23 protein-coding genes are annotated in these 22,185 nt (G+C 66.8%); 14 read left to right on the top strand and 9 right to left on the bottom strand.

Annotated elements, in window-relative coordinates; translation table 11 throughout:
* Positions 1–23: 23 nt before the first annotated feature.
* Positions 24–1,199, bottom strand: coding sequence for an SO2930 family diheme c-type cytochrome (locus tag WBN46_RS11345; RefSeq protein WP_337731593.1), 1,176 nt, complete (start codon positions 1,197–1,199; stop codon positions 24–26).
* Positions 1,200–1,208: 9 nt separating this feature from the next.
* Positions 1,209–2,444 carry a parallel beta-helix domain-containing protein gene (locus WBN46_RS11350; RefSeq protein ID WP_337731594.1) on the bottom strand — a complete coding sequence of 412 codons (1,236 nt, stop codon included), beginning with the start codon at positions 2,442–2,444 and terminating at the stop codon, positions 1,209–1,211.
* A 119-nt stretch (positions 2,445–2,563) separates the two neighbouring features.
* On the opposite strand from WBN46_RS11350, the gene WBN46_RS11355 reads away from it, so the two are divergent.
* The gene (locus tag WBN46_RS11355) at positions 2,564–3,601 is read left to right on the top strand and encodes an AraC family transcriptional regulator (RefSeq protein ID WP_337731595.1); all 1,038 of its coding nucleotides are present in this window, start codon (positions 2,564–2,566) and stop codon (positions 3,599–3,601) included.
* Positions 3,602–3,690: 89 nt separating this feature from the next.
* Here WBN46_RS11355 and WBN46_RS11360 read toward each other — a convergent pair whose 3' ends face one another.
* The 5 genes from WBN46_RS11360 to WBN46_RS11380 form a co-directional block, all read right to left on the bottom strand.
* Positions 3,691–4,074, bottom strand: a complete 384-nt coding sequence (locus WBN46_RS11360; protein ID WP_337731596.1) for a RidA family protein — start codon at positions 4,072–4,074, stop codon at positions 3,691–3,693.
* Between the two features lie 161 nt (positions 4,075–4,235).
* Entirely contained in the window at positions 4,236–6,407 is a 2,172-nt protein-coding gene (locus WBN46_RS11365) for a bifunctional (p)ppGpp synthetase/guanosine-3',5'-bis(diphosphate) 3'-pyrophosphohydrolase (RefSeq protein ID WP_337731597.1), read from the bottom strand.
* A 127-nt stretch (positions 6,408–6,534) separates the two neighbouring features.
* Positions 6,535–6,834 carry a DNA-directed RNA polymerase subunit omega gene (rpoZ, locus tag WBN46_RS11370; protein WP_142125611.1) on the bottom strand — a complete coding sequence of 100 codons (300 nt, stop codon included), beginning with the start codon at positions 6,832–6,834 and terminating at the stop codon, positions 6,535–6,537.
* A gap of 208 nt (positions 6,835–7,042) precedes the next feature.
* A complete protein-coding gene (gene gmk / locus WBN46_RS11375; protein ID WP_192202121.1) occupies positions 7,043–7,660 on the bottom strand; it encodes a guanylate kinase in 618 nt (205 codons plus the stop codon).
* A complete protein-coding gene (locus tag WBN46_RS11380; protein WP_337731598.1) occupies positions 7,657–8,517 on the bottom strand; it encodes a YicC/YloC family endoribonuclease in 861 nt (286 codons plus the stop codon). The genes gmk and WBN46_RS11380 overlap by 4 nt, the downstream gene beginning before the upstream one ends.
* Positions 8,518–8,646: 129 nt before the next feature.
* Here WBN46_RS11380 and rph point away from each other — a divergent pair, with 129 nt between their 5' ends.
* The 13 genes from rph to WBN46_RS11445 all read left to right on the top strand — a co-directional run bounded on the left by rph (position 8,647) and on the right by WBN46_RS11445 (position 19,740).
* Entirely contained in the window at positions 8,647–9,372 is a 726-nt protein-coding gene (gene rph, locus WBN46_RS11385) for a ribonuclease PH (RefSeq protein WP_337731599.1), read from the top strand.
* A gap of 98 nt (positions 9,373–9,470) precedes the next feature.
* Entirely contained in the window at positions 9,471–9,860 is a 390-nt protein-coding gene (locus tag WBN46_RS11390; RefSeq protein ID WP_337731600.1) for a VOC family protein, read from the top strand.
* A gap of 6 nt (positions 9,861–9,866) precedes the next feature.
* Entirely contained in the window at positions 9,867–10,460 is a 594-nt protein-coding gene (gene rdgB, locus WBN46_RS11395; RefSeq protein ID WP_337731601.1) for an RdgB/HAM1 family non-canonical purine NTP pyrophosphatase, read from the top strand.
* A 138-nt stretch (positions 10,461–10,598) separates the two neighbouring features.
* The gene (gene hemW / locus WBN46_RS11400) at positions 10,599–11,753 is read left to right on the top strand and encodes a radical SAM family heme chaperone HemW (RefSeq protein WP_337731602.1); all 1,155 of its coding nucleotides are present in this window, start codon (positions 10,599–10,601) and stop codon (positions 11,751–11,753) included.
* Positions 11,754–11,843: 90 nt separating this feature from the next.
* A complete protein-coding gene (locus tag WBN46_RS11405; RefSeq protein WP_337731603.1) occupies positions 11,844–14,378 on the top strand; it encodes a DUF1631 family protein in 2,535 nt (844 codons plus the stop codon).
* Positions 14,375–14,722: a PilZ domain-containing protein gene (locus WBN46_RS11410; RefSeq protein ID WP_192202128.1), complete on the top strand. Its 348-nt coding sequence runs from the start codon at positions 14,375–14,377 to the stop codon at positions 14,720–14,722. The genes WBN46_RS11405 and WBN46_RS11410 overlap by 4 nt, the downstream gene beginning before the upstream one ends.
* A gap of 67 nt (positions 14,723–14,789) precedes the next feature.
* The gene (gene pepQ / locus WBN46_RS11415; protein WP_337731604.1) at positions 14,790–16,145 is read left to right on the top strand and encodes a Xaa-Pro dipeptidase; all 1,356 of its coding nucleotides are present in this window, start codon (positions 14,790–14,792) and stop codon (positions 16,143–16,145) included.
* Positions 16,146–16,239: 94 nt separating this feature from the next.
* Positions 16,240–16,569 carry a hypothetical protein gene (locus WBN46_RS11420; protein ID WP_337731605.1) on the top strand — a complete coding sequence of 110 codons (330 nt, stop codon included), beginning with the start codon at positions 16,240–16,242 and terminating at the stop codon, positions 16,567–16,569.
* A 12-nt stretch (positions 16,570–16,581) separates the two neighbouring features.
* Positions 16,582–16,986 carry an MAPEG family protein gene (locus WBN46_RS11425; RefSeq protein WP_337731606.1) on the top strand — a complete coding sequence of 135 codons (405 nt, stop codon included), beginning with the start codon at positions 16,582–16,584 and terminating at the stop codon, positions 16,984–16,986.
* A gap of 26 nt (positions 16,987–17,012) precedes the next feature.
* A complete protein-coding gene (locus WBN46_RS11430; protein WP_337731607.1) occupies positions 17,013–17,243 on the top strand; it encodes a hypothetical protein in 231 nt (76 codons plus the stop codon).
* 392 nt (positions 17,244–17,635) lie between these two features.
* Positions 17,636–18,031: a YciI family protein gene (locus tag WBN46_RS11435; protein WP_337731608.1), complete on the top strand. Its 396-nt coding sequence runs from the start codon at positions 17,636–17,638 to the stop codon at positions 18,029–18,031.
* A gap of 9 nt (positions 18,032–18,040) precedes the next feature.
* Entirely contained in the window at positions 18,041–18,472 is a 432-nt protein-coding gene (locus WBN46_RS11440) for an aldehyde-activating protein (RefSeq protein WP_337731609.1), read from the top strand.
* Positions 18,473–18,822: 350 nt separating this feature from the next.
* Positions 18,823–19,740, top strand: coding sequence for a hypothetical protein (locus WBN46_RS11445; RefSeq protein WP_337731610.1), 918 nt, complete (start codon positions 18,823–18,825; stop codon positions 19,738–19,740).
* Positions 19,741–20,201: 461 nt separating this feature from the next.
* Here WBN46_RS11445 and WBN46_RS11450 read toward each other — a convergent pair whose 3' ends face one another.
* Together WBN46_RS11450 and WBN46_RS11455 are read right to left on the bottom strand one after the other, a co-directional pair.
* Positions 20,202–21,524, bottom strand: coding sequence for an aminopeptidase P N-terminal domain-containing protein (locus WBN46_RS11450; protein WP_192202137.1), 1,323 nt, complete (start codon positions 21,522–21,524; stop codon positions 20,202–20,204).
* Positions 21,524–22,066 (bottom strand): UPF0149 family protein, encoded by a 543-nt coding sequence (locus WBN46_RS11455; protein WP_337731611.1) that lies wholly within the window; start codon positions 22,064–22,066, stop codon positions 21,524–21,526. Before WBN46_RS11455 ends, WBN46_RS11450 begins: the two co-directional genes overlap by 1 nt.
* Positions 22,067–22,185: the final 119 nt, after the last annotated feature.

Consider the following 22,185-nt stretch of genomic DNA (forward strand, 5'->3'; position numbering starts at 1 on the left):
GAAGCGTTGTGCGGATACCGGCTTCAGACGGCCGGCGGCGGTTGAATGTCTGTTTCATTCGCTGCATCGCAGCTTCCCGGCTGCGCATTGATCCACGCGCGGATCAGTTCGACGCCCTCGCGGTGGACGACCGACCGGCCCAGCTCGGGCATCATGATCGCGGGATCGTTGCTGTCCATGCGGAAATCGAAGATGGACTCCTCCGCGCTGCCTGGCACGATGTCGTGCATCCGGTTGCCGGTGCCCTTGCCCGCGGCGATGGGCTGCTTGCAGAAACCCAGCTTCAAACGGTCCTGCGTGCCCGCATCCAGCCACAGGCCGGAGGTGATGGCCGGACCGGTGGCGCTGTGGCAATGCCCGCAGTTGATGTCGAGATAGGCGCGTGCACGCGCGTCGAGCGAAGCACGCGCATCGGACGCATCCGCCAGCCGCGGCGGCTGCGCGGGTACGCCGGCCAGATAGCCGATCCGCGCGAGGTGGGCCAACTGGTTGTCGCGACCACCCGCGTAGTCGAAGTCGCGGTTGAGGTGGCGGGCCTTCGGCCCGATCGGCAGCAGCTTGCGCGACTTGTTGTCGGTGATGTGGCAGCCGCCGCACTGGTTCTGGTCGGGCACCTGGTAGTTCGCGACTTCGCGGCCACCCTGTGCATCGACCAGGTCGAACGTGACCAGCTCACCGGTGCGCTTCAGCGTGGCCTCGGTCTGGGCATCGTTCCACACGTAGGGAAGCGCGACCCAACCTTCCGCACGGTGCACCAGCAGGCGGGTTTCAACCAGGCGGACCTTCGACAGGTCCAGCGCTTCGCCTTCGAGCGAAGACGATGACGGCGGCGTGCGCGCCACCGATTTCCCATCCCACGCCCTGCCGGCGGGCAACGGGTAGTAAAACGTCTTGCTGAGGATGGTGCCCACCGGGAAGTCGAAACTCCGTTCCGGCTGATAGGTGGCCGTCATGCCCACCGGCATCCAGACGGTGCGCAGCTTGTGCGCGTAGTCGCTGAACAACGGCGTATTGAGGTCGTAGGGCACCACGCCATCATTGAGGCGCAACCAGCCGTCTTCGACCCGCAACACACCCCACTCCGCCAGGGACGCCGGCTGTCCTTCGGCAATGAAATGCACACGGGATGCGGGCTGGCAGGCGACCAGTACCAGGCACGCTGCCAGCAGCAGGAGGAACGCCGTGCACCGATGCCGCATGCGTCTTCCTCAACCGCGCTTCAGGTCGACTGCGGGCAATCGCGGCAGTTCGCAATCGTGCGCCTTCATGTCCTTGCCGGGACTCTTGTAGCCACCGGGCCCGTCGGCATTGACCACGCCGCTGACATCGCGCAGGCAGATCTGCGGACCGATTTTCCTGCCATCCACCACGCGATCCTGGTTGAAGTACCCATCCCAGAGCACGTCGGGAAAGCTGCCGCGCAGGCCGTAGACCGCCACCTTCAGCGCCTTGAGGTCGAAGCCGTCGGGCGAATCCCCGCCGCCGGAGAGCGTGTTGCCATGGATGAAGATGCGCTCGGGATAAGGATCGAAGTTGGGCGAGGCGCTGCTGTCCTTGTACCCGGTGGAATACACGCTGGACACGATGATGTTGGCCGTTGCGTTGTCGCGGATCTCGTTGGCGAAGACTTCGATGTCGTCGTTGGAGTTGATGACGATGCCCGAGCCCGCCGGCACGCTGGCGACCGGTGTGCCCTTGGCGCCGAAGTTCTCGTGGTTGTTGGCGATGACTTTGTTGTTGTACACGCGGATGTTGCCGCCCTGCTGGGACAGGCCCGGCATGTTGAACACCAGGATGCCGCCGGTGTTGCCGGTGGCGACGTTTTCGTAGACGTCCGCGTTGATCGTGTTCTCGACCTCGATGCCGGCGACGTTCTGTTCGGCGCGGCTGCGGCGCACGATCACCCCGTCGGACTGGCCCACGTAGATCCCTGCATCGGACGCACCGATGGACACCGTGTCCTCGATCAGCACGTTCTTCGTCAGCACCGGGTAGATGCCGTAGGCACCGTTCTTGGTGCTCGGCCCACCGGTCCACTGCACTTTCACGCCCCGGATGGTGATGTTCGCGGACTCGCTGATCTTCAGGCCGTCGCCCTTGGAATCCTCGATGGTGAGGTTCTCGATGGTGAAGTCGTTGCCGTTCACCAGCAGGCCTTCCGCGCCCGCCTTCTGCCCCTTGAAGCTCAGCACGCTCTTGTCCATGCCGGCGCCCCGTATCGTCACGCCATCGGCGCGCAGGCTCAGGCTGCGGTCGAAGCTGTGGCGGCCGGCCGGGATTTCGATGACATCACCCCGCTTGGCATCCAGCAGGCGCTCCTGCAGGGTGGCGGCGAAGCCTGTATCGGCGGCCGCGACGGTGTCGGTCCCGGATGTCCCGGGCTGGCAGCCCACTGCCAGCAGCGCCAGCGCGCCGGCTATCGCCAAGGAAATGCTGCGTTGCATGAGTCTCCCCTCCCATACGCCTGCGTAGTGCAGGCCAGTCTGGTGTGCGGGCACGTATGACACGGAGGGCGGGAGCGGCATACTAAGGGGGGCAAAGCGGACAAGCTGGAGGGGCTTCGATGCGCTGGAAAACCGGACTGGGCAATCCCCTGTCGATCGCCAATCTGCCCACCAACATGCTGTGCGGGCTGGTGCTGCTGGCCGGCGAATTCGGCGTGAATGCCGAGAGCTGGTTCGCCGGCATGCGCTTGAACGTGCAGGAAATCCACGACCCGCAGGCCCGCGTGTCCTACCGCCAGGCCAGCGAGATCATCCGCCGCGCCCTGCCCACCTTGCCCATCGATGGCGTCGGCCTGGCCATGGGCGGCAAGCAGAACGGCGGCAACTTCGGCCTGCTCGGGCTGGCGATGAAGACCGCGCCCACGTTCGGCGATGCGGTGCAGATCGGCCTCGAGTACCAGCGCAACCTGGGGCCGCTGATGGACCTGGAACTGGAAGACCGCGATGAAGGCGCGTTGGCCGTGATCGCCACGGCACCGGAAGAGGCCACCGACCTGCTGCCGTTCCTGTGCGAGGAAATGTTCGCCAGCACGCTGATGCTGGCGCGCGAACTGGCCGGCCCGGACTTCCGTCCGTTGCGGCTGGAACTCGGCTATCCCGCACCGCGCTACGCTGCCCGCTACGACGACCTGTTCGGCTGCGAGGTCCGCTTCAACCAGCCGCGGCACGCCATGGTGGTGGACCGTCGTTGGCTGGAACTGCCGTTCGCCAGCTACAACCCGGTGACGTCACGGCAGGCGCTCGCGTTGTGCCAGGCACAGCTGACGGCGATGTCGTTGCGTGGCGAGACCACGGCGGCGGTGGAGCGGCAGTTGCGTCCGCGCCTGCGCGAGAATCCGCAGATGACCGACGTGGCCACCGCGCTGCACCTCAGCGAACGCACGCTGCGCCGCCAGCTCGCCGAGGAAGGCACCAGCTTCAGCGCGGTGCACGACCGCGTCCGCACGGAGCGTGCGCTGGAACTTCTGCACGACGAAGAAACCACCATTGCCACCGTCGGTAGCCAGATAGGATTCAACGATGTGCGGGAGTTCCGCCGCGCGTTCAAACGCTGGACCGGGCACACACCCAGCGACACGCGACGGCGCCCCGCGTAGAGCGCAGATTGCTCCGCTGTCCCTCTGCCGACGGGATACAGGATGTCCGTGCAGCGCAGAGAAAATTCAGCGCTGCGCGGACACCGCGGTCACTCCAGCACCATCACCGCATCGACTTCAAAAGCCGCACCCTTCGGCAGGCCGGACACTTCAATCGTCGAACGTGCGGGGTAAGGCGCGGCGAAATATTCCTGCATCACCGCATTGACCGCCGCGAACTGCGACAGGTCGGTCAGATACAGACCCAGGCGCACGATGCGGTCCAGCGAGCCGCCCGCCGCTTCGGCGACCGCCTTGAGGTTGTCGAAAGCACGGCGGGCCTGCGCGCCGATGTCGCCTTCCACCAGGTTGCCGGTGGCCGGATCCAGCGGAATCTGCCCGGAGAAGTACACGGTATTGCCTGCGCGCACGGCCTGCGAATACGGACCGATGGCAGCGGGGGCGTGATCGGTGTGGATGATCTGCTTGGTCATGGGCGACTCCTCAGTGGATAGCCGATTCTACGTAGGGCGGGCCCAGGCCCGCCATCGCGCGCGACCCGATCACCTTCGCATTGATGGAAACAGGCAACCCAAGCAGATCGCCGCCATTGCGAACATGGGCGCCACGACGGCGGGCCTGGGCCCGCCCTACTTCACTGCCGGCGCACGCCGTGCACGACGTTGAGGCGCCGCAGCCGCCGCATCACTTCCGCCAGGTGGTTGCGGTCGCGGACCTGGATCGAGAAGCGCAGCACGGCGACGTTGATGTCGCGCTCCAGATATTCCACGCGCTCGATGTTCGACTGGCTCTTGGCGACCGCCGCGGCGACCTGCGCCAGCACGCCGGGACGATTCTCCACGTCGATCAGCAGGGCGGCGTCGTAGTCGCCGGTGACGCGCGCATCCCAGGCGATCGGCACCCAGCGTTCCGGCGACTTGCGGAACTCGGTGACATTGGGGCAATCCAGCCGGTGCACCACGATGCCCTTGCCGGCCGTGTGGTAACCCATGATCTCGTCGCCCGGGATGGGTTGGCAGCATTGCGCGAAGCTGACCACGCCGCGCTCGCCACCGGTGATCAGTATCTTTTCCTGCGAGTGCTTGGAGTGGCCGCCGGCACGCAGCTCGGCGAACGCGGTCAGCGCCTGCGCCGCCTGCGCCGGCATCCAGTTGCCCAGCGCCACGTCCGCCAGGAAGGCTTCCAGGCGCGGATACTTGTGCTCGGCCAGGAAGGCTTCCAGGCGCTGCTGCGGCAGGCGCTCGAGCGAACTGTCGAGGTCCTCCAGCGCGCGGTCCAGCATGCGGTGGCCGAGCTGCACGGCATCCTCGTGCTCCAGTTGCTTGAGCTGGTGCCGGATCGCGGTACGTGCCTTGCTGGTGACGACGAACTCCAGCCACTGCGGCTTGGGCGCGGCCGACTTGGCGGTGATGATCTCCACGCTCTGCCCGCTGGCGAGCTTGGTGCGCAGCGGCACCAGTTTCTTGTCCACGCGCGAGGCCACGGCCTGGTTGCCCACGTCCGTGTGCACGGCATAGGCGAAATCCAGCGCGGTGGAATTGCGCGGCAGCGACAGGATCTTCCCCTTCGGCGTGAACAGGTAGACCTCGTCCGGGAACAGGTCGACCTTGACGTTCTCCAGGAATTCCAGCGACGAGCCCGCCGCGTGCTGGTTGTCGATCAGCTCCACGATCCATGCGTGCGCGCGGTTCTGCGCGCTGTTCGGCGTATCGGTACCGAACTTGTAGGTCCAGTGCGCCGCAATGCCGCGTTCGGCGATCAGGTCCATCTCGGCGGTGCGGATCTGCACTTCGATCGGCGAGCCGTAGGGTCCGAACAGCACCGTGTGCAGCGACTGGTATCCGTTGGCCTTGGGGATGGCGATGAAGTCGCGGAAGCGACCATCCAACGGTTTGTACTGCGCATGCACGGCGCCGAGCGCGTGGTAGCACGACGGCACGGAATCGACCACGACGCGGAACCCGAACACGTCCATCACCTGGTCGAAGCTTTTTCCTTCGCCCTGCATCTTGTTGTAGATGCTCCAGGGCGTCTTGACCCGGCTGACCAGGCGATGCTCGAGTCCTTCCTTCGCCAGCCGCTGCGACAGGTGCGCCTCGATCTGCGCCATCGATTCGCGACGCATCACCGGCTGGCTGCGGATGTGCTTCTCGATCACGGCGTGCCGCCAGGGATGCAGCGCGCGGAATCCCAGGTCCTGCAGTTCGGACTTGACCAGGTTCATGCCCAGCCGCTGGGCAATGGGCGCGTAGATCTCCAGGGTCTCGCGCGCGATGCGGCCACGCGCCTCGGCACTCTGCGCGCCGAGGGTCCGCATGTTGTGCAGGCGGTCGGCCAGCTTGATCATGATCACGCGCAGGTCGCGCGACATGGCCAGCAGCATCTTGCGGAAGCTCTCCGCCGCCGCCTCCTGCCGGTCGCGGAACTTCAGCTTGTCCAGCTTGGTGACGCCTTCCACCAGTTCGGCCACCGACTCGCCGAACTCGGCCGCGATCTCCGCACCGGTCAGCGGCGTGTCCTCGATGGTGTCATGCAGGATGGCCGCGATCAGCGTTTCCGCGTCCATGCCGAGTTCGGCCAGCACACCGGCCACCGCCACCGGATGGGTGATATAGGGCTCGCCCGACTTGCGGGTCTGGCCGACATGCGCGGCGGCACCGACCTCCCAGGCGCGCCGCAGCAACGGCAGCTGGTCCTTCGGCAGGTAGCGCGCGGTCTTCTCGAACTGCGCGACGTACTCCGGCACCGTTTCGTCGTGCGGCGAAGCGGGGGTGCGGACTGCCTTGGCGATGCGACCTGAACTCATGCCGCCAGCCTATGCCAGTCACGTCGCAACGGCAACGCGCGCGCGCCTGCCTGAAACGCAGAAAGCCCGCTTGCGCGGGCTTTCCGGTCATCGCGGGTTTCGGTGGAAACCCGAGGCGGGATCGATCTCAGTCGTCGCCCTTGGACAGGTCGTCGTCGGCGACCACTTCGGCGGCGGCCCATTCCAGCGCCTCGCGCTCGGCGCGCTCGCGCTCGGCCTTCTCGACGCGGTCGATCAGGTCGTTGTCGATCCTGCGGGCGGCGATTTCACGCAGCGCCAGTACGGTGGGCTTGTCCTGGTGTTCGCTGTTGTCGATGGTCGGCTCCACGCCGTTCGCCAGCTGGCGGGCGCGCTTGGCAGCCATCGTGACCAGGTCGAAACGGTTATCGACGACTTCCAGGCAATCTTCAACGGTGATGCGGGCCATGCGGGCTCCCGGCAGCCTGTTGGCCGCCCAGTGAATGGGGAAAGGGGCGGCGATTGTAGGTGGGCGGCCCAGGCAATGCAAGCCTTTCCTTGAAAATCAGTTAGTTAGAAGCCAATCCCTTACGGGTGGAGGCTTCAACCCCCGACCAGCGGCCAGCGAACACCATTGCCTTGCGGTCGGGGCTGACGCCCCTCCTGCAGCTGGACCACTATTCGGCCAGAAGGGTGGCAATCAGGCCGGCGTGCCGGACATCCTGGGCCTCCCGGCGCAGGCGGCTGGCGGTGAAGATCGCGTGCATCTGCTCGACGGCGGTCTCGAACACATCATTGACGATCACGTAGTCGAACTCCGCGTAGTGCGACATCTCCTCGCGGGCGGCGGCCAGCCGGCGCTGGATGACTTCCTCGCTGTCCTGGCCCCGTGCACGCATGCGCTGCTCCAGCGCATCGCGCGACGGCGGCAGGATGAACACGCTGACCGCGTCCGGCACCTTCTCGCGCACCTGGCGGGCGCCCTGCCAGTCGATTTCAAGCAGCACGTCCTTGCCGGCGTCGAGCTGAGGCTCCACCGACTGGCGCGCCGTGCCCTTCCAGTCACCATGCACCTCGGCGTACTCGAAGAAGTCGCCGGCGCGGATCATCGCCTTGAACTCGTCGGCGCTGATGAAGTGGTAATGCTGCGCATGGCGCTCGCCCGGACGCGCGCCGCGCGAGGTGAACGAGATCGACAGCGCGATGTCCGCGTCCCGCGCCAGCACGGCGTTGACGATGCTGCTCTTGCCCGCGCCCGACGGCGCCGCGACGATGTAAAGGGTTCCGCGCTTCATTCGATGTTCTGCGCCTGCTCGCGGATCTGGTCGATCAGCACCTTCAGTTCCACCGCGATGTTGGTGGTACGGATGTCGACGGACTTGGAGCCGAGGGTGTTCGCTTCGCGGTTGAATTCCTGCAGCAGGAAGTCCAGCCGCCGGCCCTGCGGCTCCTTCTGGGTGAACACGCGGCGGATTTCCTTGACGTGGCTGTCGAGGCGGTCGAGCTCCTCGTCCACGTCGAGCTTCTGCAGCCACAGCACCAGTTCCTGCTCCAGCCGTCCCTGCTCCATGTTCTGCGCCACATCGGCGAGTCGCACTTCCAGCTTCTGACGCTGGCCCGCGCGGATCTGCGGAATCAGGGTCCGTACTTCGGCCGCCAGCGCGGCAATGCCGTCCACGCGCTCCAGGATCGCCGCCACCAGCTTGCCGCCCTCGCGTTCGCGCGCCGCGACGAACTGGTCCAGCACCGCGTCAAGCAAGGCCAGGGCCTCGGCCTGAAGCGCGTCCATGTCCACGCCCTTGCTCTGCAGCACGCCAGGGAACTGCAGCAGGTCGGTCAGCTCGGTACGCAGGTTGGGCAGGCGCGAAGACAGTTCCAGCGCCAGCTCCGACAGGTGTGCGATGACGCGGGGATTGATCTGCAGCGCACCCTCGCCTTCAGGTGCCCGCAGGCGCAACGTCAGGTCCAGCTTGCCGCGCGAGACGCGCGAGGCCACCCGTTCGCGCAGCGCCGGTTCGAGCACGCGCAGTTCATCCGGCAGGCGGACACCCAGTTCCAGGAAGCGGTGGTTGACCGCGCGCAGTTCGGCGGCAAGCGAGCCGCCATCGGTGGCGCGCTCGGCGGTGGCGAACGCCGTCATGCTGCGGATCATGCAGGTGCCCATCGGACCAGTGAGCGGCGCATCTTAGCAGTACGCGTGGCGCGGACCGGGGCCGGCGGGACCAACCGGGCCAAACGGCTTGGACTGCTAGACTTCGCCCCCCTCATCGCGGATGCCCCCATGTCCTTCTCCCGCCCCAGCGCCCGCCTTCCCGACCAGATGCGTGACGTCGGCATCCTGCGCAACTACACCCGCCATGCCGAAGGCTCGGTGCTGGTCAGCTTCGGCCACACGCGCGTGCTGTGCACCGCGACCGTGGAGAACAAGGTGCCGGGCTTCCTGCGCGGCAAGGGCGAAGGCTGGGTGACCGCCGAATACGGCATGCTGCCGCGCTCCACCCATACCCGCAGCGACCGCGAAGCCTCGCGCGGCAAGCAGGGCGGGCGCACGCTGGAGATCCAGCGCCTGATCGGCCGCACCCTGCGCGCCTGCGTGGACCGTGGCGCCCTGGGCGAACGCACCATCACCCTGGACTGCGACGTGCTGCAGGCCGACGGCGGCACCCGCACCGCCGCCATCACCGGTGCCTACGTGGCGCTGGTGGACGCGGTGAACTGGCTGAAGGCGCGCAACGAGATCAAGCGCGACCCGATCCATGGCGCGGTGGCTGCGGTGTCGGTGGGCATCTACCGCGGCGTGCCGGTGCTGGATCTGGACTATGCCGAGGACAGCGACTGCGACACCGATATGAACCTGGTGATGAACGACGGCGGCGGCTTCATCGAGCTGCAGGGCACGGCCGAAGGCCACGCGTTCCGCCGCGATGAACTGGATGCGCTGCTCGCCCTGGGCGAGAAGGGCATCGGCGAGTTGTTCGCCGCGCAGCGGGCGGCGCTGGCGGGCTGAGATCCGCGGTGGGAGCGACGTCAGTCACGACGAGGCTTCACCGTAGACCTTCGCGACTGACGTCGCTCCCACAACCGGGTACCACCACGGAAGCCGACATGAAACAACGCCTCAGCCTGGTCACCCTGCTGGTCGACGACTACGACCGCGCCATCGCGCACTACTGTGGCGCGCTGGGCTTCGAACTGCGCGAGGACACGGATCAGGGCCGCAAGCGCTGGGTGCATGTCGCCCCGCCGGGCAGCACCGAAACCGGCCTGCTGCTGGCCGTGGCCAGCACCGACGAACAGCGCGCGCGCATCGGCGACCAGACCGGTGGGCGCGTGGGTTTCTTCCTGCAGACCGATGACTTCTGGCGCGACCACGCACGCATGGTCGCCGCCGGCATCGAGTTCCTCGAAATCCCGCGCGAAGAGAGTTACGCCACCGTCGCCGTGTTCCGCGATGCCTACGGCAACCGCTGGGACCTGCTGCAACCCAAGGACTGATCCGACATGAAGCTCGTTCTCGCCTCGTCCAACCACGGCAAGCTGGAAGAACTGCGCAGCCTGCTGGCCGACACCGGCATCGAACTCATCGCGCAGTCCGACCTGGGCGTGGAGGATGCCGACGAAACCGGCGCCACGTTCATCGAAAACGCCCTGATCAAGGCGCGCCATGCCAGCCTGCAGACCGGGCTGCCCGCACTGGCTGATGATTCCGGCATCTGCGTGGACGCGCTGAACGGTGCGCCCGGCCTGTATTCGGCACGCTACGCCGGCGAGCACGGCCATGCCGACCGCAACATCGACAAGTTGCTGGACGCCCTGAAGGACACGCCTGGCGAACAACGTGGCGCGCACTTCTATTGCGTCCTGGTGCTGCTGCGCCATGCGCACGATCCGCAACCGCTGATCGTCGAAGGCGAGTGGCAGGGCCGCATCCTGCATGAGCGCCGCGGCACCGGCGGACATGGCTATGACCCGGTGTTCTTCGACCCCCAGTTCGGCCAGTCGGCAGCGGAAATGCCGCTGGACGAGAAGAACCGCATCAGCCATCGCGGCAAGGCGCTGGCCGGATTGAAGCAGCGGCTGCGGACGATCCTGTAGGGGCGCCCTTCATGCCCCATCGGGGTATTCATGCCCCATCGGGGCAAATGGGCGCGATGTATTGCCCTGCGGCCACGCACGAAGCGTCTCGGGCATCTACCCCATGCGGGGCATGAAGCCCGCTCCTACAATAGACCCATGCTGATCCCGCCTCCCCTGTCGCTGTACGTCCACATGCCGTGGTGCGTGCGCAAATGCCCTTACTGCGATTTCAACTCGCACCAGGGCAAGGGCGCGCTGCCGTTCGATGCCTATGTCGACGCCTTGCTGCGCGACCTGGACCACGACCTGCCGCTGGTCTGGGGGCGCACGGTGCACAGCGTCTTTTTCGGCGGCGGCACGCCCAGCCTGTTCCCGCCGGAGGCCATCGACCGCTTCCTGCAGGCCGCCAGCAGCCGGTTGCGCTTCGCACCGGGGCTGGAAGTGACGCTGGAGACCAATCCGGGCACCGCCGAGCATGGCCGTTTCGAGAGCTACCGCGTGGCCGGCGTGAACCGCATCAGCTTCGGCATCCAGAGCTTCGACGACGGGAGCCTGGAGAAGCTCGGCCGCATCCACGACAGCCGCGAGGCCGAGCAGGCCGTGAAGCTGGCGCAGGATGCCGGCTTCGACAACATCAACCTCGACCTGATGTACGCCCTGCCCGGCCAGACCCTGGCCATGGCCGAACATGACCTGCAACGCGCCTTCGCGCTGCGACCCGCGCACATCTCCCACTACCAGCTGACGCTGGAGCCGAACACGGTGTTCTTCTCGCGGCCGCCCCAGGGCATGCCCGACGACGACCACGCCTGGGACATGCAGGAACACTGCCAGGCACTGCTTGCCGCTGCCGGCTATGGCCACTACGAAGTCAGCGCCTATGCGCAGCCCGGCCGTCGCTGCGCGCACAACATGAACTACTGGCGTTACGGCGATTACATCGGCATCGGCGCCGGCGCGCACGGCAAGATCACCGTGGGCGCCACCGCGCAGATCCTGCGTCGCTGGAAGGTGAAACACCCCACGAGCTACCTGGCGACCGCTGGCACGCCGCAGGCCATCGGCGGCGATGACGACATCACGTCGGAGCGCCGCCCGTTCGAGTTCATGCTCAATGCACTGCGGCTGCAGGAAGGCTTTGCGCTGGCGGATTTCACCGCCACCACCGGACTGCCCGTGGCAACGATCGAGGCGGCGCTGGAACAGGCCAGGCGGCATGGCTGGCTCGACCTGTCCGACACCCACGTGCGGCCCACGGCCCTGGGCCGCCGGTTCACCAACGACGTGATCGAACTGTTCCTCGACGCCTGAAGCCCACGTCCTCTCCGCGTGGCGACGGATGGATGCGCAGGCAACGCAGGGTGTGATAATGATGGGGCTACAGGGGAGCTCACTGCACCGATGACCGCGCCACGATCGCCTTCGCCTGCCGCCGCGCCGACCACCATCGCATCGGCCGCGCTGCCGCCGCGCGTGCGCCGCGTGCTGCAGAACCTGTTCGACCATATCTCGCCGGACTTCATCACCGCGTTGAATGCCATGCTGGTGGAGTTCGAGCAGCAGCTGTTCAAGCAGGCGGAGCATGCCCGCAGCAACCACTTGCAGACACAGATCTTCGTCGACCTGCGCGCCCTGCAGAAGCACCGCACCGAACTGGTCCCGCATTACATGTTCGGCCTGGAAGGCGAACTGGCGGGCCTCCGCGCGCCGCGCGCCGAAGCGAATGCGTCGACGGCGCCCCGCCTTGACTACCAGACACTGACGCTGGTGGAAGATGCGGTGATGGACCAGGAGATCGTGCTGCGCGAAGTCGCGCGGCGGCATGAGCAGCGCGGCAACGCGCAGATCCTGATGCTGGGCCAGCGCTTTGGCGTCCTTGCCCGCGCGCCCGCCTACGACGCGGACACCCTGCCGCTCGGGCCGAACCGCCTCTGCCACGTGCTGAAGGACGCTGCGGCGTGCCTGGAGCTGTCGCTGGATGCGCAGCTGGTGCTCTACCGCACCTTCGACCACAAGGTGATGCTGAACTACAGCGAGTGGGCCAGCACGGTGAACCAGTTCCTGTCGCGCGAGGGCATCCTGCCGGGGCTGGTCTACATGCCGCGCCGGGGCCGCGTGCAGGAGGCGATACGGCGGCACCCGCTCGACGAGGGCAGTGCTGAACCACGCCCGATGACCGCCTGGCAGGGCCAGGCCGGTGCTTCGCACTGGGCCACGCTGACGCCGGACCAGCTGCAGGCTGTCGCCGGCGCCATGACCGACGGCAGGGCACCCGAACCGGGCCACGGCGGGTCATCGCCGCCGGCACCGTCGAGCGCCGCCGCGACACCGGCCGTAGCGGAAACACCGGCGGCCGACAACACCGCAGGTTCGTTCGAAGTGCTGCAGAAGCTGCTCGCCATCCGGCGCGGCGGTCTGCAAGCCGATGCCCATGCCCTCGCCGCTTCCGGCGGATACGGAAGCGCTGGTGGCCTCGGCGGCCTGGGTGGCCACGAAGGACAGGGTGGCCAGGGAGGGGGCACTGGCACCGGAGAAGGCAGTGACCAGGGCGGCGGCCAGGGCAGCGCCCCGACGGGCGATGCCACCGGCGCGACCGCACCGGCCGCACCGACCCATCGGCTGCTGCCCACGCCCGATGTGTTGAGGACGTTGCAGGCCCTGCAGACGGCACCGCTTCCACCGCGCGCGCCCGACCAGCCGCGCCGCACCGTGGCCGACCTGCAGCAGGCCATGCTGGCCGAAGTGCGTGCCAAGCATGGCCCCAACGCCACCCTGGCCAGCGCGGATTCGGACACCTTCGAACTGCTGGACCTGCTCTACAACGAAATCGAGCGCGAGGTGCAGCACGACGCACCCGCCGCCGACATGCTGGTGCGGCTGCAGGTCCCGGTCGTGCAGGCCGCCTTGCGCGACCGCAACTTCTTCCTGCGCGCGCAGCACCCGGCGCGCGACCTGCTCAACACGGTGGCCGAATCCGGCGCCACCTGGCTGGGCGACGAGGACGTGGATCCGCAGCTGGTGCAGAAACTGCATCGCGCGGTCGAGGCGGTGGTCGAGACCTACGAAGGCGACGAAGCCGTCTTCGAGGACGCCAACCGCGATGTCCAGCAGCACCTGCAGGCCGCCGCGCGCAAGGCCGAACTGGCCGAGCGCCGGCAGATCGAGGCCGCACGCGGCAAGGACCGGCTGGAAGTCGCCAAGCAGCGCGCTGCGGAGACCATCGAATCCGCGATGGCCGAGGCCAAGCCACAGAAGTTCGTGCAGGCCCTGCTCAGCCAGGCCTGGGCCGACGTACTCACGCTCACGCAGCTGCGCAACGGCGAATCGTCCACCGAGTGGACCGACCAGCTGCAGACCACGCTGGAGATCGTCGCCGCCACCACCACCTCGCAGGAACCGAGCCCCGCGCTGGCCGACAAGATCGAGAAATCGCTGGTGCAGGTGGGCTACCACGAAGACGAAGCGGCCGCGATCGCGCGCCGCCTGTCGAGTGCCGAGGAGGATGAAACCACGTCGCGCACCGAGCTGACCGCGCGCCTCAAGGCACGTGCACGGCTGGGTGGCCAGGGCGAGATCAAGAAGAAGCCGGCGCAGCCGCGCACGCCGCAGGAACAGGAGTGCTACGACTACCTGCGCACGCTGCCGTTCGGCACCTGGTTCGAGTTCACCCGCAACCAGCAGGGCGACCTGCAGCGGCAGCGCCTGTCGTGGTTCAGCCCTGTCACCGGCAATGCGCTGTTCGTCAACCAGCGTGGCCAGCGCGTGGGCGAGCACTCGCTGGACACGCTCGCGCACCTGATGGCCAAGGGTCAGGCGCAAGTGGTCACCGAAGACCGCGGCCGCCTGATCGACCGTGCATGGAACGCCACCCTCAGCGCGCTGCGCAGCCTCACTGGCCGCCGTGGCGAGACCGAAGCCGCAGGAGACGCCGCATGATGCGCGAGTTCCGCCGTGCCCGCCGACGCAGCGTGCCCAAGTCCGTTCCCGTGTTCGACCTGATGACCGAACAGGTCATCGGCCGCCTGGGCAACCTCTCCGAGTCGGGCATGCTGCTGGTCGCCACCGAACCGGTGGTGGACGATGCGCTGTACCAGCTGCGCTTCCACCTGCGCGATGAACGTGGCCAGGACGTGCCGATCGACGTGGGCGCACACCTGCTGTGGTCCGCCCAGGCCAATACGCCCGGGCAGGCCTTCGCCGGCCTGCGCTTCCTGACCATCGACCGCGAGCCGCTCGAGCGTCTGCGCCAGTGGGTCAATGCCGGGCCCGAGGCCGAGTAGGCTCCACGCCACGGCCTGCGCGGGCCGGATGCGGCAAAATGGCGGCTCTTTCGCACGAGCCGCCGCCATGAACGCCCCCGCCTCCTTCGACACCGACCTCGTCCCGCTCTACGCCGACCACCTGGCGACGATGAAGCGCCGCGCCGACGAAGCCCTGGTGCGGGGCGGTTTCGATCACCTGGTCGTACCCAGTGGTACGCAGCACTGGCAGGTCTTCGACGACCGCGACTATCCGTATGCGGTCAACCCGCAGTTCAAGGCCTGGCTGCCGTTGACGCGCGTGCCGTACAGCTGGCTGGTGTACACGCCGAGCGGACGCCCGAAGGTGATCTTCTACCAGCCGTTCGACTACTGGCATGTGGTACCGGACGCACCCAGCGGCTGGTGGGTGGACCACTTCGACATCCACATCATCCGCAAGCCCGACGAAGCGCTCGCCCTGCTGCCGCCCGCCGCGCGCAGCGCGATCCTTGGCGAGCCGCAGAGCGCGCTGGGCGCAGCTCCCGGCCCGCACTACGCACCGAACAATCCCGAGCCGGTCATCCAGTACCTGGAGTACCAGCGCTCCTACAAGACGCCGTACGAGATCACCCTGATGCGCCAGGCGCAGCGCCTGGCCGTGCGCGGCCATCGCGCCGCCGAGGCGGCGTTCCGCGCGGGCCAGAGCGAGTTCGGCATCCACATGGCCTACTGCTCCGCGGTGGGCCAGGACGCCAACGACCTGCCCTACGGCAACATCATCGGCCTGAACGAACATGCGGCCGTGCTGCATTACACCGAACTGCAGCGCGTCGCGCCCGACCCGTTGCGCAGCTTCCTGATCGATGCCGGCGCGAGTTTCCACGGCTATGCCAGCGACATCACGCGCACGCATGCCTACGACACCGGCAGCGAGTTCCAGGCGATGATCGATGCGGTCGATGCCGCGCAGCAGGCGATGTGCGCCGGCGTGCGCAGCGGCGTGGACTACAGGCAGCTGCACGTGGATGCGCACCTCACCCTGATGGGCATCCTGAAGGATTTCGGCGTGATCACCGTGTCGCCGGAAGCCGCCGTGGCCACCGGCGTGAGCGCGGCGTTCTTCCCGCACGGCCTGGGCCATCCCATCGGCCTGCAGGTGCACGATGTGGCCGGCTTCGCCGCCAGCGACCGCGGCGGCCGCATCGAACGCCCCGCCGGCCATCCCTACCTGCGCATGACCCGCGTGCTGGAACCCGGCATGGTGGTGACCATCGAACCAGGCCTGTACTTCATCGACCTGCTGCTGGACGAGGTGAAGAAGAACGGCCACGCCGCCAGCGTGGACTGGTCGCGCGTGGATGCGTTCCGCCCGTATGGCGGCATCCGCATCGAGGACGAAGTGCTGTGCACCGGGGGCGACGCCGACAACCTGACCCGGCCGGCGTTCGCGGAGGCGGGCTGAGCCTGCGCACAGGCAGCTGTTTGACGGCGCTACGGCGCGGTCACAGAATCGCGCTGTCCATGGGGAATGGGCATGCCGCAAGGGAACCGCAAGCATGATGTTCATGATCGGCCAGGGTGAGCGCACCGTGCCGGTGGGCGAGCCGGAACCGCAGCACTGCCCCCGCTGCGATGAGATGCGCGATTTCGAGCCGCAGCTCGCATACAAGTACGGCGAGTTCGACCTGCTGTTCGGCTTCGTCTATGGCAGGCGCTACCAGCTCGCTTGTCCGGCGTGCAACCACGGCTGGAGGCTGGACCGGCGGCAAGCCGAACAGCGGTATGGCAAGCCCTCCATCCCGTTCCGGCTGCGCTTCGGCTTCATCATCCTGCTGGGACTGTGCGCCGCCCTCGGCGCGGCGTACCTGTCCACCATGCCGGTGTAAGAGGCCATGGCCATGGATACGACCCTGCTGCTGCCGATGACGGCGCACGTCACGCTCGCGGCGTTGCTGTACGGGCTGCTGACGGTGGCGCGTGCACCGGCGATCTGGGGCATCGGCCGGCGCGCCGACGGCAGCAATCCCTTCGCGACGATGGAACCCCGCATCAGCGCCAACCTCTCCAACCAGTTCGAGTGGCCACTGTTCTTCCATGTGGCCTGTGTGCTGCTGATGCTGCTCGGCACCAGCCGCATCGCCGTCGCGCTGGCCTGGCTCTTCATCGGCGGCCGCCTGCTGCACAGTAGCGTGCAGATACTGACAGCGAACGTCCGCCTGCGCGGCGTCGTGTTCACGCTGAACTTTCTCGCTGTACTTGGCCTGTGGGCGTTCGTGCTGCACGCAGCGCGGCAACACGCCTGATCCCGCTATCGGAGAGGAGCACGTCCATGCCGTTGGGGGATATCGCAGGCGAGGCATTGGGCGGCGTGTTCCGCGTCATCGCACGGATCGTGTTCGAAATCGTGGTGGAATGGCTGCTGCGCGGCACCGGGGCGCTGATACTGCGCGTGCTTCGCCCAAGGCACGCGCCTGGCGAGGCCGCAGCGGCGCTGACCGGCGTGGTGTTCTGGGTCGCGATGATCGCGTTGGGTGTGTGGATCTATCGGGAGGCGGGATGACATGACAGGCACCACCTGGTTGATCGTCGTCTCGGAACGGGTCGCCGTGGTCCTGTTGGTGAGGATCTCGCGTACTCGGCTCCCCGGGTTCGAGAAGACAGCGCTCACGGTGCTGGCCGTCGTTCCGCTGATCGGACCGTTCTTCGCCTGGTGGCTCTGCCATCAACCCGTCCGCGCGCCGCCTTCGCTACAGGACTGTCAGGGCATGTCGCTCAACGCGCATGATCGCTGGCGCGATGTTTTCGACGAAAAGGATCCGGACGTCCGCAAGCAGAATGCGGCGCTGCTGAGGGACATGCATCCGGGCGACCAGGCCCGTGTTACCGCACCGTTTTCTCCCGACGCATGCCACGCACTCCACTCCATCTCGCACCCGACAGAGTTCACCGACCATGCCCCAGTCCGAATACCTCCTCATCTCCCGCGGCCAATGGGACGAAACGGCGTCGAAGCAGGATGTGCAGGACGCCATCGACCGCTTCTACATCTGGTATGAGCGCGGCGTGGCGGAGGGCGTGCTCAAGCCCGGCAGCCGGCTGGAAAACCGCGGCAAACAGGTATCGCGCGACGGGGTCACCGACGGACCGTTTGCCGAGGCGAAAGAACTCGTGGGCGGCTACTGGTTCATCGTCGCCGACTCGCTGGACGCCGCCGCACGGATCGCCGCCGAGAATCCCTGCCTCGCGTACGGCCTGACGCTGGAGATCCGGCCGCTGGAAGCCGCCCGTGCCCGCGCGCAGGATGTGACCAACGAGACGCCCCCGGCCTGGCGTCCGGACGAAGGCTGATCCACGCCCATGACCGCGGCACATCCCACGCTTGAAGGCGGCTGCCATTGCGGCGCGATCACCCTCGCCTTCTCCACCGCCCTGACACCGGAAACGACTTCGCCGCGCGCGTGCGACTGCAGCTTCTGCCGGGCGCACGGCGCCGCATGGATATCCGATCCCGCCGGCCAGTTGGTCATCCGCGCACAGGCCGATCGCCTTCGCCGGTACCGACAGGGCTCCCTGGCGGCTCAGTTCCTGCTGTGTGGCGAGTGCGGCGTGCTGGTGGGCGTGCTGTTCCAAGAAGGCGCACACCGGTATGCCGCGGTCAACGCCGTATGTCTGGCAGCCCGCGAGGCCTTCGCCCCGTCGGTGTCCTCCTCGCCCCAGATGCTGGCGCCCGACGACAAGGCGTTCCGTTGGCGGCAGCTGTGGGTCCGTGATGTACGGGGATTGGACTGAGTCACCCCATGTCGCGCAACGGATGGTGGGGGCAGCGAGCCTGGACGCGGGTCTTTATTTGGGATCAGCCAGATTCAATGGCACACGGGCCGGTACGGACATGTCATGCGCAAGCTTTGGACGCGTGCACGCGTGGCGTGCCTGCTCGTGAATGAGACTCGCCGGAAGAAGAGCGACACATCCGGGCGCCACCATGGTTCACGACGGTGGACTCGAGCCCAACGTCGGGGGAAGCACGGAACCCAAGGAGGAATGCTTGCGCACAAAACAAGGAAGGGTCGCAGTGGTACACGACCTCGACGAGCATGTAGGCTTTGAGCTGGACGGTTCAATCGATGAGAGAAGTCTGCGTGAAACGTGGATATGTTAAGTACGTGATCCTCGCCGCAGCACTGCTGGGCAGCGCAGCAGTTGTCTCCCAGCTATTGAGCAATAGCAGAAACCAGTCGCTATCGGCCAAGACACAGGCAGAGCCCACTTCTCCGAGGAGTGGTTCACTTCAAGATCGCCCTAAGGATAGGGCTCACGAATCGACTACGGTCAAAACCATCGTTGCACATCAAACCACGCAAGTGCCGACTGACTACAGCGAGATAAAGTCGTGCCATTCGTACAAGCGACTGAAGGAGTTCTATGCCTCGAAGATGAGCGACCCCTCATCTCCACTCGGAAACCAAGAGCTCTTCCAAAAGTTGCCAAGGGACCAGCAGGAGTTCGCCAAGAACGTCATGCAGCGTCTGGAGAGAGACGAGAGTCGGTGTTCCCATTGGGCATCAAGTACCGACGCTACCCAAGCGTCCCTGCAGATTTATGCTGCGGCGAGACGAGCGGCGTCGAATGGAGACGTGGATGCCATGACTTGTTACGCCTTGGCGGGATGGCAGACGCCGCCGGAAGATCACAAAGAGTACGAGGAGCTTGGCCAGAATTATCGCGAGGACGTGCCCAGGCTGCTCGACAGAGCAATACATCAAGGCCATTGGCGCCCCATCATCGCTCTGGCATCGAATCTCGGTGAGCAGAGAGGATTGTCAGCAAACACGGGGCTTCGGCCTGATCAGAAGTACATGATCGCCAGGCTTGCCGAGCTGGGAGCATCAGATAGTCTCAAGGCTTCGCAGTACGCGCTCCATGCCGCTGAGCAATCACGGCACCTCAAAGGCGATGAACTGAACGTCGTAGAGATGCGCGCCAACGCTCTCTATGTTGAAAAGTTCGGGCGGTCCAGATACGAACGACAAGACATCCTGGATGGATGTGTCAACTGACAAGGTGTAGATCGCCTCGCCTTCAGAACCATAGGCCGGGGTGAGCGCAGCGAAGCCCGACACCGTCAGCCTTCTTCTGCACGGAAGGTACTCCCGGACGACATAGCCCCTCTGCGGGGTTAACCGCGCTCAGCACGCCGCCACGGTGAGACCCCGACCCAAGAAGGGGCGCACGCAAGACATCGAACTTCGACGGCGAGGCTTCTTTCCTCGACCGCAAGGCACGCTGGAACGCCGCCAAGGAAAATTTCCTCGGCCGCGAACCTCGAAGGTGGGATGACAAGGAGGTTTGCCTCGGCATCGGGATGCTTTCAGGTGAGGCGAGAAGGCAGTTCGCCTTTCCGTCGATCCATTCCGGTTCGGGCGCAAGGCTTTTCGCCTCGACGTTGAACCACCGAAGTGCGGGCGCGAGGCTCAACGGCTCGGCGGCGAGGAAAATGTCCTTGGCCACGCCATGCCCCTCACCCCGCCATCGCCGCCTCGATCTCATCGGCGCTGCGTGCCAGCGCGTCGGTCAGCACGACGGGCTCGCCGTCGGTGACCAGCACGTCGTCCTCGGTGCGAATGCCGATGCCGCGCCACTTCGGGTCGACGGTCTCGTCATCGTGGCCGACGTACAGGCCGGGCTCGATGGTGAACACCATGCCCGGCTCCAGCAGCCGCGACTCGCCCTCGATGCGGTAGTCGCCCACGTCGTGCACGTCGAGGCCCAGCCAGTGGCCGGTCTTGTGGCGGTAGAAGCGGCGATAGGTGCCTTCGGCGAGGTTCTTTTCCAGCTTGCCTTTCAGCAGGCCCAGCCTGAGCAGGCCTTCGGTGAGGGTTTCCACGGCCGCGACGTGCCCGGCCTCGTAGGGCACGCCGACGCGCGCGCACGACAACGCAGCGCGCTGGGCGTCGCCGACCAGGTCGTGCAGCGCGCGTTGCGCGGCGGTGAAGCGGCCGTTGACCGGAAAGGTGCGGGTGATGTCGGCGGCATAGCCACGGTATTCGGCGCCGGCATCGATCAGCACCAGCTCGCCATCGCGCGCCTGTGCGGTATTGGCGCGGTAATGCAGCACGCACGCATTGCGGCCGGCGCCCACGATGCTGTTGTAGGCCGGCCAGGCGTCGTGGGCGCGGAACACGCGCTCCACGTCGGCCTGCAGTTCGTACTCGCGGATGCCGGGTTTCGCGGCGCGATAGGCGGCCTGGTGCGCCAGCACGCTGATGTCGGCGGCGCGCTGCATCAGCTTGATTTCTTCCTTGGACTTGAACAGCCGCAGGTCGTGCAGCAGGTGGCCGAGCTCGAGGAATTCGTGCGGCGGCTGCGCGCCCTGCTTGACGTGCGCGCGCACGTGGCGCACCCAGCCGATCAGTTTGAGGTCGAAATCAGCATCGCGGCCGAAGTGGTAGTAGACGCGCGAGCGCCCTTCCAGCAGGCCGGGCAGGATCTCGTCCAGGTCGTCGATGGGATAGGCATCGTCCATGCCGTAATCGCTGACCGCACCCTCCTGGCCGGCACGCGGGCCGTCCCAGCCTTCGCGTTCGGGGTCGCGTTCGCGGCAGAACAGGATGGTCTCGCCGTGCTTGCGGCCCGGCACCAGCACCAGCACGGCATCCGGCTCGGGAAACCCGCACAGGTACCAGAAGTCCGAGTCCTGCCGGTACGGATAGTGCGTGTCGTGGCTGCGGACGCGCTCCGGCGCCGCGGGCAGGACGAGGATGGCATCGTTGCCGGCCAGCCGCATCAACTGCCTGCGGCGGCGGGCGAACTCGGCCGCGCTGATCCCGGCCAGTGCCTTCATCAGTTCAGGCTCCGGCGATGCCGGGGCCCGAGCACGCAATCGCCATGCAGCAGCAGGACGGCGACGCGGACGAACTCTTCCAGTTCGGCCAGGGCGTCTTCATCTTCATCGTCGTCGCTGCTTTCGGCCGACGCCTGGGCCAGCCGCGCGAGGTCCTGCAGCGCTTCCTGTCCTTCCTCGGACAGGGGCGGCGAAGCGCCCGTCGCCAGCCCGAAGGCGCCCAGGAAACCCTGGCACCACGAGAACAGCGCTTCGGCACGCTCGTCCAGCGGACGGTCGGCGGCCGGCAACAGCAGGTCGAAGGCGAAGCTGCGGTCTTCGAGCTGCGCCACGGCGGTCTGGCGCAGCTGGTCCAGGGCACTGCCGGCGGCCGGGGCAGGCAGTTGATCGTCGGCCAGCGCACGGGCCAGCCAGGTGCCGTCGGCGGCACCGCCACCGGCCAGCCAGCCGCACAGTGCGCCATGCAGTTCCGGCGCCTCCATGGCCAGTCCCAACTGGCGGGAAGCGGCGGTCACGTCGGCGATATCGGGAAGGTCGGGCATAGAAGAACGCAATCCGCCAAGGGTTTCGGACAACCTCGCAAGTGTAGCAACGAAAACCCGCGTCCCGGCTTGTTGTGCGTGTGTACGCATGCCTACACTCCAGCATCGCTCAGGCTCGG

Origin of the sequence: Pseudoxanthomonas sp. CCNWLW251, from assembly GCF_037402255.1 — a bacterium.
Lineage (GTDB): Bacteria > Pseudomonadota > Gammaproteobacteria > Xanthomonadales > Xanthomonadaceae > Pseudoxanthomonas_A.

Excerpts from the sequence above, each read along its gene's own strand:
- WBN46_RS11345 (WP_337731593.1), bottom strand. The coding sequence starts at position 1,199 with ATGCGGCATCGGTGCACGGCGTTCCTCCTGCTGCTGGCAGCGTGCCTG.
- WBN46_RS11350 (WP_337731594.1), bottom strand. The coding sequence starts at position 2,444 with ATGCAACGCAGCATTTCCTTGGCGATAGCCGGCGCGCTGGCGCTGCTG.
- WBN46_RS11355 (WP_337731595.1), top strand. The coding sequence starts at position 2,564 with ATGCGCTGGAAAACCGGACTGGGCAATCCCCTGTCGATCGCCAATCTG.
- WBN46_RS11360 (WP_337731596.1), bottom strand. The coding sequence starts at position 4,074 with ATGACCAAGCAGATCATCCACACCGATCACGCCCCCGCTGCCATCGGT.
- WBN46_RS11365 (WP_337731597.1), bottom strand. The coding sequence starts at position 6,407 with ATGAGTTCAGGTCGCATCGCCAAGGCAGTCCGCACCCCCGCTTCGCCG.
- rpoZ (WP_142125611.1), bottom strand. The coding sequence starts at position 6,834 with ATGGCCCGCATCACCGTTGAAGATTGCCTGGAAGTCGTCGATAACCGT.
- gmk (WP_192202121.1), bottom strand. The coding sequence starts at position 7,660 with ATGAAGCGCGGAACCCTTTACATCGTCGCGGCGCCGTCGGGCGCGGGC.
- WBN46_RS11380 (WP_337731598.1), bottom strand. The coding sequence starts at position 8,517 with ATGATCCGCAGCATGACGGCGTTCGCCACCGCCGAGCGCGCCACCGAT.
- rph (WP_337731599.1), top strand. The coding sequence starts at position 8,647 with ATGTCCTTCTCCCGCCCCAGCGCCCGCCTTCCCGACCAGATGCGTGAC.
- WBN46_RS11390 (WP_337731600.1), top strand. The coding sequence starts at position 9,471 with ATGAAACAACGCCTCAGCCTGGTCACCCTGCTGGTCGACGACTACGAC.
- rdgB (WP_337731601.1), top strand. The coding sequence starts at position 9,867 with ATGAAGCTCGTTCTCGCCTCGTCCAACCACGGCAAGCTGGAAGAACTG.
- hemW (WP_337731602.1), top strand. The coding sequence starts at position 10,599 with ATGCTGATCCCGCCTCCCCTGTCGCTGTACGTCCACATGCCGTGGTGC.
- WBN46_RS11405 (WP_337731603.1), top strand. The coding sequence starts at position 11,844 with ATGACCGCGCCACGATCGCCTTCGCCTGCCGCCGCGCCGACCACCATC.
- WBN46_RS11410 (WP_192202128.1), top strand. The coding sequence starts at position 14,375 with ATGATGCGCGAGTTCCGCCGTGCCCGCCGACGCAGCGTGCCCAAGTCC.
- pepQ (WP_337731604.1), top strand. The coding sequence starts at position 14,790 with ATGAACGCCCCCGCCTCCTTCGACACCGACCTCGTCCCGCTCTACGCC.
- WBN46_RS11420 (WP_337731605.1), top strand. The coding sequence starts at position 16,240 with ATGATGTTCATGATCGGCCAGGGTGAGCGCACCGTGCCGGTGGGCGAG.
- WBN46_RS11425 (WP_337731606.1), top strand. The coding sequence starts at position 16,582 with ATGGATACGACCCTGCTGCTGCCGATGACGGCGCACGTCACGCTCGCG.
- WBN46_RS11430 (WP_337731607.1), top strand. The coding sequence starts at position 17,013 with ATGCCGTTGGGGGATATCGCAGGCGAGGCATTGGGCGGCGTGTTCCGC.
- WBN46_RS11435 (WP_337731608.1), top strand. The coding sequence starts at position 17,636 with ATGCCCCAGTCCGAATACCTCCTCATCTCCCGCGGCCAATGGGACGAA.
- WBN46_RS11440 (WP_337731609.1), top strand. The coding sequence starts at position 18,041 with ATGACCGCGGCACATCCCACGCTTGAAGGCGGCTGCCATTGCGGCGCG.
- WBN46_RS11450 (WP_192202137.1), bottom strand. The coding sequence starts at position 21,524 with ATGAAGGCACTGGCCGGGATCAGCGCGGCCGAGTTCGCCCGCCGCCGC.
- WBN46_RS11455 (WP_337731611.1), bottom strand. The coding sequence starts at position 22,066 with ATGCCCGACCTTCCCGATATCGCCGACGTGACCGCCGCTTCCCGCCAG.